General features: G+C 60.3%; 5 protein-coding genes. 3 read left to right on the top strand and 2 right to left on the bottom strand.

Annotated features, from left to right (window positions below):
• Positions 1-866 (bottom strand): transposase (locus tag U5A52_RS42510; protein ID WP_321940362.1); only part of this gene is annotated, 866 nt, incomplete at its 3' end.
• A 535-nt stretch (positions 867-1,401) separates the two neighbouring features.
• On the opposite strand from U5A52_RS42510, the gene U5A52_RS42505 reads away from it, so the two are divergent.
• The 3 genes from U5A52_RS42505 to U5A52_RS42495 all read left to right on the top strand — a co-directional run bounded on the left by U5A52_RS42505 (position 1,402) and on the right by U5A52_RS42495 (position 6,669).
• Positions 1,402-2,070 (top strand): XRE family transcriptional regulator, encoded by a 669-nt coding sequence (locus U5A52_RS42505; RefSeq protein ID WP_321940361.1) that lies wholly within the window; start codon positions 1,402-1,404, stop codon positions 2,068-2,070.
• Positions 2,071-2,189: 119 nt separating this feature from the next.
• Positions 2,190-3,737 (top strand): methyl-accepting chemotaxis protein, encoded by a 1,548-nt coding sequence (locus U5A52_RS42500; protein ID WP_321940359.1) that lies wholly within the window; start codon positions 2,190-2,192, stop codon positions 3,735-3,737.
• 58 nt (positions 3,738-3,795) lie between these two features.
• On the top strand, positions 3,796-6,669 hold the full coding sequence (locus tag U5A52_RS42495; protein WP_321940358.1) for an EAL domain-containing protein: 2,874 nt from the start codon (positions 3,796-3,798) through the stop codon (positions 6,667-6,669).
• A gap of 415 nt (positions 6,670-7,084) precedes the next feature.
• On the opposite strand, the gene U5A52_RS42490 is transcribed toward U5A52_RS42495, so the two are convergent.
• Complete coding sequence (locus U5A52_RS42490) at positions 7,085-7,519, bottom strand: SET domain-containing protein (protein ID WP_321940356.1); 435 nt, start codon at positions 7,517-7,519, stop codon at positions 7,085-7,087.
• Positions 7,520-7,883: the final 364 nt, after the last annotated feature.

Genomic DNA, 7,883 nt, shown 5'->3' with positions numbered 1-7,883 from the left:
CCCATCGCCTTTTTTGCAGCGAGCGCCATTCTGCTGAGTTGCCCGTGATCATTTCCGACGTTGGTTACCTCGTGCTCAACGACCAGATGATGTTTCGTATCTACCGCTACCTGCACGTTATAGCCCACTATGCCGGAGCCTCTTCCGCTTGTTGCCATGGAGCGCGCGTCGGGATCCGTCACTGATAGTTGCTTGTCCGGTTGCCCAGCAAGCTGCTTCCTGATCTGTGCGAGTTCGCGCATCTGCAGGCGCAGGAGGGCGATCTTCTCGTACAGCCGGTCAGTCTTCACGGCGAATCCTGTTGGACTGGTCCGGTCTGCGGTTTCAATCAGGTCGAGATAGCGTTGCACACTCTCTTCGATCTGCTGCTGGCGCTTGTCGATCTTGCCTGTTGTGTAGTTCAGGTCCCGGCTGTTTGACGCCTTGAACTTGCTACCATCGATGGCCACCATGTCACTGGATAGCAGTTTCAGCCCGCGACACAGTTCGACGAAGCGCCGGCATGTGTTGCGAATGGCCATGCCGCTGTCACGGCGAAAGTCCGCGATTGTCTTGAAGTCCGGAGCCAGTCGGCCCGTTAGCCACATCAATTCGATGTTGCGCTGGCATTCACGCTCCAGCCGCCGGCTGGAGCGTATGCGGTTCACGTACCCGTAGATATTGATCTTGAGCATCACCCCGGGGTGATAGGACGGCCGGCCGGTGGTCGCTGGTGCAACACCGTCGAAACCGAGTTCCGCAAGGTCCAGTTCGTCGACGAAGGCATCTATAACCCTGACCGGGTTGTCGGCGTCGATGTAGTCATCGACGCGTTCGGGAAGTAGTGCGACCTGTTTGCGGTCATCGCCTTCAACGAATCGCTTCATGCGTCACCCGGTCTCAGCGCGTTGATTCAGTGTAGGCGATCAACACGTTTTCACACAGGCTGGACCCTCAACCGTCGTTCGACACCACACGCTGGCAATGGCCGTTTGGGGATGACCAACTGCCGTTCCGTTTTCAATGCGTCAGGCCAGTCGTCGATCCAAGTGAAAGCCAGAGTGGTGCATGCGTCGCACGCACGCAACGCTGGCTAATACAGCGGCACGCCAATCCCCGAAATATGGAAGCCCGACTCCTGGCACAGTCGCAACTGCTGACGGCGAGACCGGACCATAGCCGGTACCCAGTGGATCGCCTTGCGGATACTTGCGTCTACGCGAGGAGCCCCGAGCGCGGTCGACGAGGAGGCGCTGGAAGCGCGGAGCGTAGTACTTCGCACGCGGGCGACAACCGCCGTGCAGCCATCTCGCTTCCTTCGACAAAAGTCATAAAGACTTTAGAGCGGGAATTCCCCAGATTGCCCGCGCACCTCGTACCACATAGGCTCGTTAAAAATTGTTAAACGTAAAATTTTTACCGATGCCAAAACCCGCTGTCACTCATCTGAAATCCACACCGGAATGCGCGCCGCAACCCGCGCCGCGCCGGTCCAAAAGCGTCGTCGATCTATGGATTGGCCAGCAGTTGCGGCACCTGCGGCAGGCGCGTGGCAAGTCGTTGGCCGAGATCGCGACGGCGAGCGGCATCTCGATCGCTTTGTTAAGTCAGATCGAGCGCGGCCTGAAATCGATTTCCGTGAGCACGCTGAACGCAATTGCGATTGAACTGGGCGTGACGGCGCAAATGCTGCTGCGCGAGTCGGCCGAGGTCGGCAGCGAAGCGAACGGACACGTCGCGCGGGCAGGTGGCCACGTCGTGCAGTATTTCGGCGTACTGGGCAGCCGCGAAATCCTGACGCCGCCACAGGCGCGCAATCTCGGATTGCGGCGCTGCGCGTTGCCGCCGGGCAGCACGTCGGGCGATGGAACATACGTGTCCGAAGAAGGAGAAGTGGTGGGCGTGGTGCTGGAAGGCTCACTCGAGGTGTCGATCGACGGTCATGTCGTGCTTCTGCAGGCGGGCGATTCCTTCACTTTCACGGGTGCAACGCCGCTCAGTTGGCGCAACTCGTCAAGCCGTACCACCGAATTGATGATCGCGTTCACCCGGACAGGCGATGACGCTGTGGGTCATGAGGCGGAGCCATGAGCTTTGCTGAAGCTTCCATGAACGCCGCATAGAACCGGGGAGACCAAGTCTTCCACATATGTATCCAGTTGATAGCTGATTTCATAACAAGTATCGGGGGCACAGCAGTGGCGAAGAATTTGACCATCAAAACGAGGCTGTTCATCGGTTTTCTGTCGATGGCAGCTATCGCACTCGTCATTTCCGTCGTTTCTCTTTTGAGCCTGGCTAGCACGACGGAAGGCTTCAGCCGTTACGTGCATGGCATCGATGCGCGCGTGCAGGTCGCAGCCGAAGTGCGGGCGGCTGTCGACCGTCGTGCAATTGCCGCGCGCAATCTCGTGCTTGTCACGAGCCAGGCGGATCTGGATCTGGAGACCGCGGCCGTGAAGCGCGCGCATGAGGACGTGGCAATCAAGCTTAAGCAGCTCAACGACATGATTAGCAGCGCGAGCGACACGAGCGAAACCGCGCGCACCCTGGTCGCCGAGATGAACCGCGTGGAAGCGTTGTACGGGCCTGTTGCGCTGGACATCGTGGGCCTTGCGCTCAGCAATCACCGCGACGAGGCGATCAGGAAGATGGACGACGAATGCCGTCCACTGCTGGCCCAGCTCGTCAAGGCGACCGATGCCTATGCGAGCTTCACGAAGACCCGCCAGGAAGCGATCGTGCAGAGCTTCGAAGAACGCTATGCGTTGTTGCGCAACGTCGTTCTCGGCGTGAGTTTGTTCGCAATTTTCACATCCATCGTGTTGAGCTTGCACATCGTGCGCTCGATTACGGCGCCGATCACGCGGGCCGTCGAAGTCGCGCGCACTGTGGCGATGGGCGATCTGACGAGCCGCGTCGTCGTGGATCGCAACGACGAAACGGGCGAGCTGCTGAAGGCACTGCGCGAGATGAACGACCGGCTCACCGAGACAGTTGGCCGCGTGCGTACGAGCAGCGCGAATGTATCTAGCGCGACGGATGAAATCGCCACCGGCAATAGCGACCTGAGCCGCCGCACGGAAGAACAGGCCGCCTCGCTGCAGGAAACGGCCGCCAGTATGGAGCAATTGACGTCGGCGGTGAAGCAGAATGTCGAGAGCGCGCAACATGCGAAGACGCTCGCATCGAATGCATCGATGATTTCACGGCGCGGCAGCGAGACCGTCGAACGGGTGGTGACGACGATGGAAGCGATCAGCGCAAGCTCGGGCAAGATCGCCGACATTACCGGGATCATTGAAGGCATCTCATTCCAGACCAACATCCTCGCGCTGAACGCCGCCGTCGAAGCGGCGCGGGCGGGCGAAGAAGGCAGGGGCTTCGCGGTGGTTGCGGGCGAAGTGCGCAGCCTCGCGCAACGCTCGGCGCAAGCGGCGAAGGAAATCAAGGAACTGATCGCGCGGTCTGTGCAGGAGATCCAGAACGGTTCGGCCCTGGCCGACGACGCAGGCCGCACGATGGCCGACGTGACGCAGGCCGTGGCACACGTCACTGAAATCGTCGAGGAGATCGCGGCCGCTTCCGAAGAGCAGGGGCGCGGCATCGAACAGGTCAATCAGGCGATTTCGCAGATGGATAACGTCACGCAGCAGAATGCGGCGCTTGTCGAGCAGGCGTCGGCCGCGTCCCAATCGCTGCGGTATCAGGGCCAGGAACTTGACGACACGGTGGCTGCATTCAGGCTCGCCGACTGAACGAGTCGTGTCATCTCGTAGCACGATAACCAGACCGCATGCCGCTACCGGAGGCGCGATGAAACAGATTGTCGCTGGGTGGCACCACGCCTGGTCGTACGTGAAGCGGGGGCTGCGCACAGGCACCGCACTCGCTTCGATGTGGCTAATGACCATCCTGATGACGGCGTTCGCTTCGTTCAGTGTAAGCGTGATGTCCGTGCTGCTCGCCTACATCGGCGGCGAGAGCCAATGGTCCAAAGGCGAGAAGGACGCCGTGCGTGCGCTCGAACGGTTCGCGCATAGCGGCGACGAACGCGACTATCAGGCTTTTCTTAAGCGCATCGCCGTTCCGCTTGCGGACCGCGAGGCCAAACTCGAAATGAACAAGACGCAGCCCGATTACGCGCGCCTTGTCGATGCATTCGGGCGCGGCGAAATAGCGCGTGAAGACGTGGACGGCATGATCTGGCTGTATCGCGACTTTGGCGGCGTGTTGCTCGTGCGCCGCGCGGTGGAGTACTGGAATGCCGGCGACGTGTATGTGCTAAGGCTCGTCGAGATTGGCGAACGTCTGCATGCGCGGCTCGAGGCAGGTAACGCCGATGCGCGTGCGTTGCCCACCGTCATTGCCGGGATCGAAGCGGTCGACGCGCAGGTGACGCCGATTGAAGCGGGCTTCTCGCGCTCGCTCAACGAAGCTTCGCATCTTACGAAAACTGCGCTGATCACCGCGTTGACGCTCGCCTCGCTGTTGCTGGTGTGCATCGTCACGACCATCGTGCAGCTCGCGTTCGCGCGCGGCGCAAGGCTGGAAGCGAAGCTGCGCAAGAACGAAGAGCGTCTTGAACTCGGGTTCGAAGGCATCAACGCGGGCCTGTGGGACTGGGACATCGAACGCCAGTCGTTCCATGTATCAGGCTGGATCTATGAACTACTCGGTTATCGTGGCGAAGCGCGCCCCCCGAACACCACATTCCAGTTCACGCATCTGATTCATCCGCACGACATCGTGAAAGCCGAGCACGCGATGCGCGAGCACCTGTCGCAGAACAAGGCTTACGACGTCGAATTCCGTCTCAGGACCACCCATGGCGGCTATATTTGGTGCCATTCGCGCGGCAAGGCGCTCCGCAATTCCCAGGGGCGCGCGGTTCGTATGGTCGGCTGTCTGTTCGATGTGTCCGATCTCAAGAAAGCAGAAGCGAGCGCGTACACCGAGAAGGAACTGGCGGAAGTGACACTCGCATCGATTGACGATGCCGTGTTCCGCACCGATGCCGACGGCCGCATCACCTATTGCAATGCCGTGGCCGAGCGCATGTTGGGGCGCATGCGCGCCGACATGCACATGCTTGCGTTCGATGCCGTCAGCGACCTGCGCGATGAGGCGACGGGTGAGCGCGTCGCGTACGCGCGCGACTGCTCGAACGTGCGTCATCGGGCCCGAGATGCCGATGCCACGCACTATCACACCGTCGCGCGAGCGGACGGCACTCGTCTCGAAGTGGACTACGCCGCCTCGACGTTGCGTGACGCGGACGGCTACCTGATCGGCATGGTTGCCGTGCTCTATGACGTCAGCGCGAAACGCAAGCACGCGCAGGAGCTGGCTTATCAGGCGACGCACGACGAACTGACTGATCTATACAATCGGCGCGAATTCGAACGCTATCTTAACGGACTGCTGGATCCGGGAACGAAGAACGCAGAGTCGAGCCACGCCGTGATGTTCCTCGACCTCGATCAGTTCAAGGTGGTCAACGATACATGCGGACACGCGGCCGGCGATGAACTGATCCGCTACGTCGGTGCGACGCTGAAATCAGGCCTGCGTAAAGGCGACATGCTCGCGCGGCTGGGCGGAGACGAGTTCGGTGTCGTGCTGCCGCATTGCGCGATTACCAATGCGATGCATGTCGCCGAGCATCTGCGTGAGACCGTGGCGGCCATTCGCGTCCCGTGGTTTGAACGTATGCTCGCGACGGGCGTGAGCATCGGCGTCGTCGCAGTCGGTCCGACTATCGCCACGGCCAAAGAGGCAATGAAAGCCGCAGATATCGCGTGCTATATGGCAAAGGAGCAAGGCCGAAACCGCGTGCATGTGTTCAGTGTGGACGATCGCGATGTGTCGGTCGCGAATACGCAGATGGAGTGGGTGTCGCGCGTGAAGGCCGCGCTGGATCATGACCACTTTTGTCTGTATGTGCAGGAGATTGTCCCGGTGCATGCCTCGCCAGAACGAGGTGGGCACGACGACTCTCACGTCGAACTCCTGCTGCGGATGAAGGACGCTGCGGGCGGCGTGGTCCTACCCGGGACGTTCATCAGCGCCGCCGAGCGCTATAACCTGATGCCGGCCATCGATCGCTGGGTCATTGCGGCCGCGTTCTCCGCGCTCAACGTCAATGCGCATCCGGCGCATACGTGGTCGATCAATCTGTCAGGGGCATCATTGAGCGACGAACGACTATTCGACTATATCGTCGCACAAAGACGGCGTTACGAGATTGCGTTGAGCCGAATATGCTTCGAGATTACCGAAACGGCGGCAATCACCAATTTGCAAAAGGCGATCGTCTTGATGAAGAGACTGCGTGCACTCGGTTGCCGCTTCGCGCTCGACGATTTTGGCAGCGGCATGTCGACATTCAGTTATCTGAAGCACCTGAACGTCGATTATCTGAAGATTGACGGCAGTTTTATCAAAGGTATTCTTGACAGCAAATCGGACTATGCGATTGTGCAGTCTATCAACGAGGTCGCACACGCGATGGGGAAGAAAACCATTGCTGAGTTTGCGGAAAACGAGGCGGTCATCGCTTGTCTCTCGAGAATCGGCGTCGACTATATACAAGGCTACGGCGTCGCCATACCTCGCCCGCTGGCTGCCGAACGGCAAGACGGGCAGCTTGATGTCGCGCCGCTGCAAACGGATGTCCAGACGACATAAATCTCGCCGGACAATATACGGGGAGCAGGTTGCCGCCCCTTCGGGCGACGACATACGCATGCGAGGAATACATCAATGTCAGTGGTTAGTCGCACTCTGCATCGAGCGGGCATCGGACTACGCCACTACGACAATGAAAAAATGATTCCAATTTCCGATTGAACGGCGGCTTGCCGGTACGGACGCGACGTCTGAACGTCCGGGCGACGACACAGTGAGAGTCGCCTTGTGGCCGACACCGGCACTTCGGCGGCAACGGCGCGTTGAACAAATAATGTCCCAACGGCCACATGCAGTGCGGACCACGGGCTTTGACGCGTTCGTTGTGCCTGATCTGCGGAGGCTTCCGCGCCCAGTGGCACTGGACCCGCAGTCGCCGCGTACCGCGTTGATGGGAACCGTCTGCGGAGCGAACCTAGATCGGAGCAAGCATGGTGCCGCGGCAACGCCTGTCGCCACAGCGACAGGCGTACTCGCTGGCTGAATCGCGCGCTTTCGCCGAGACTTCGAGTGCATAGTCGATGAACAGCTCCTCGCCGGGCTGGATATCCCTGAGAGCGTTGATGTAGACGCGACCTGATTGCTCGATCGCCTCGCAGTTCGCCTTGCACGCATGGTTGAGCCACCTTGCGCCGTTACCGCCGCGGCCGCCATCAATGACGCGCCCGTCCGACAATCCAAAGAGGAAAGTGTGCCCGGCGTCGGCGCGCCGCGCGTACGTGCGGGTCGCTTCCCGCCAGGTGGTGACAAGCCCCTTGTACTCAAAGATGCGCTCGCCGACGGAAAGCGCCCGCAGGGCAAAGACACCCTTTCCGTGAATGGGAGAGTGCCGGACGGAAATGCGCTTCATGCCGGGAAAGTGTGAGGAAGGGAGATCCGGAGTATAGCGGCAGCAATGGCTCCCAACATGTGACGGTGGATCGTAGCGGCTGTCTGGTCATGCGTCGGCACATATGGGCCACCCGGCACTCACTTCGTCGTCGCAAACGCGCCGGCTATGTGCCTCTTAAGTTTGACCTCGTCGCTGTGCGTATTTTGAGGTGGTTAAGGCCGAAGCGTGCCGCAATTGTGGCGCACCGTTGTGAGTTCCGCGCGGCTTAGGGATCCCGCAAGCAGTGCATGATTGGCCTCGATGACGGTGGCGGTGCGCTGAAAACAAAAAGCCCGCTTGGCGGGCTTCCTGTCAACGTCGCAACGGGCCTCAGGCTGCGGCA

The organism is Paraburkholderia sp. J8-2 (assembly GCF_905220195.1).
Lineage (GTDB): Bacteria > Pseudomonadota > Gammaproteobacteria > Burkholderiales > Burkholderiaceae > Paraburkholderia.
The sequence above is the reverse complement of the archived record's forward strand: the minus strand, read 5'-3'. Positions and strand labels throughout refer to the sequence as shown.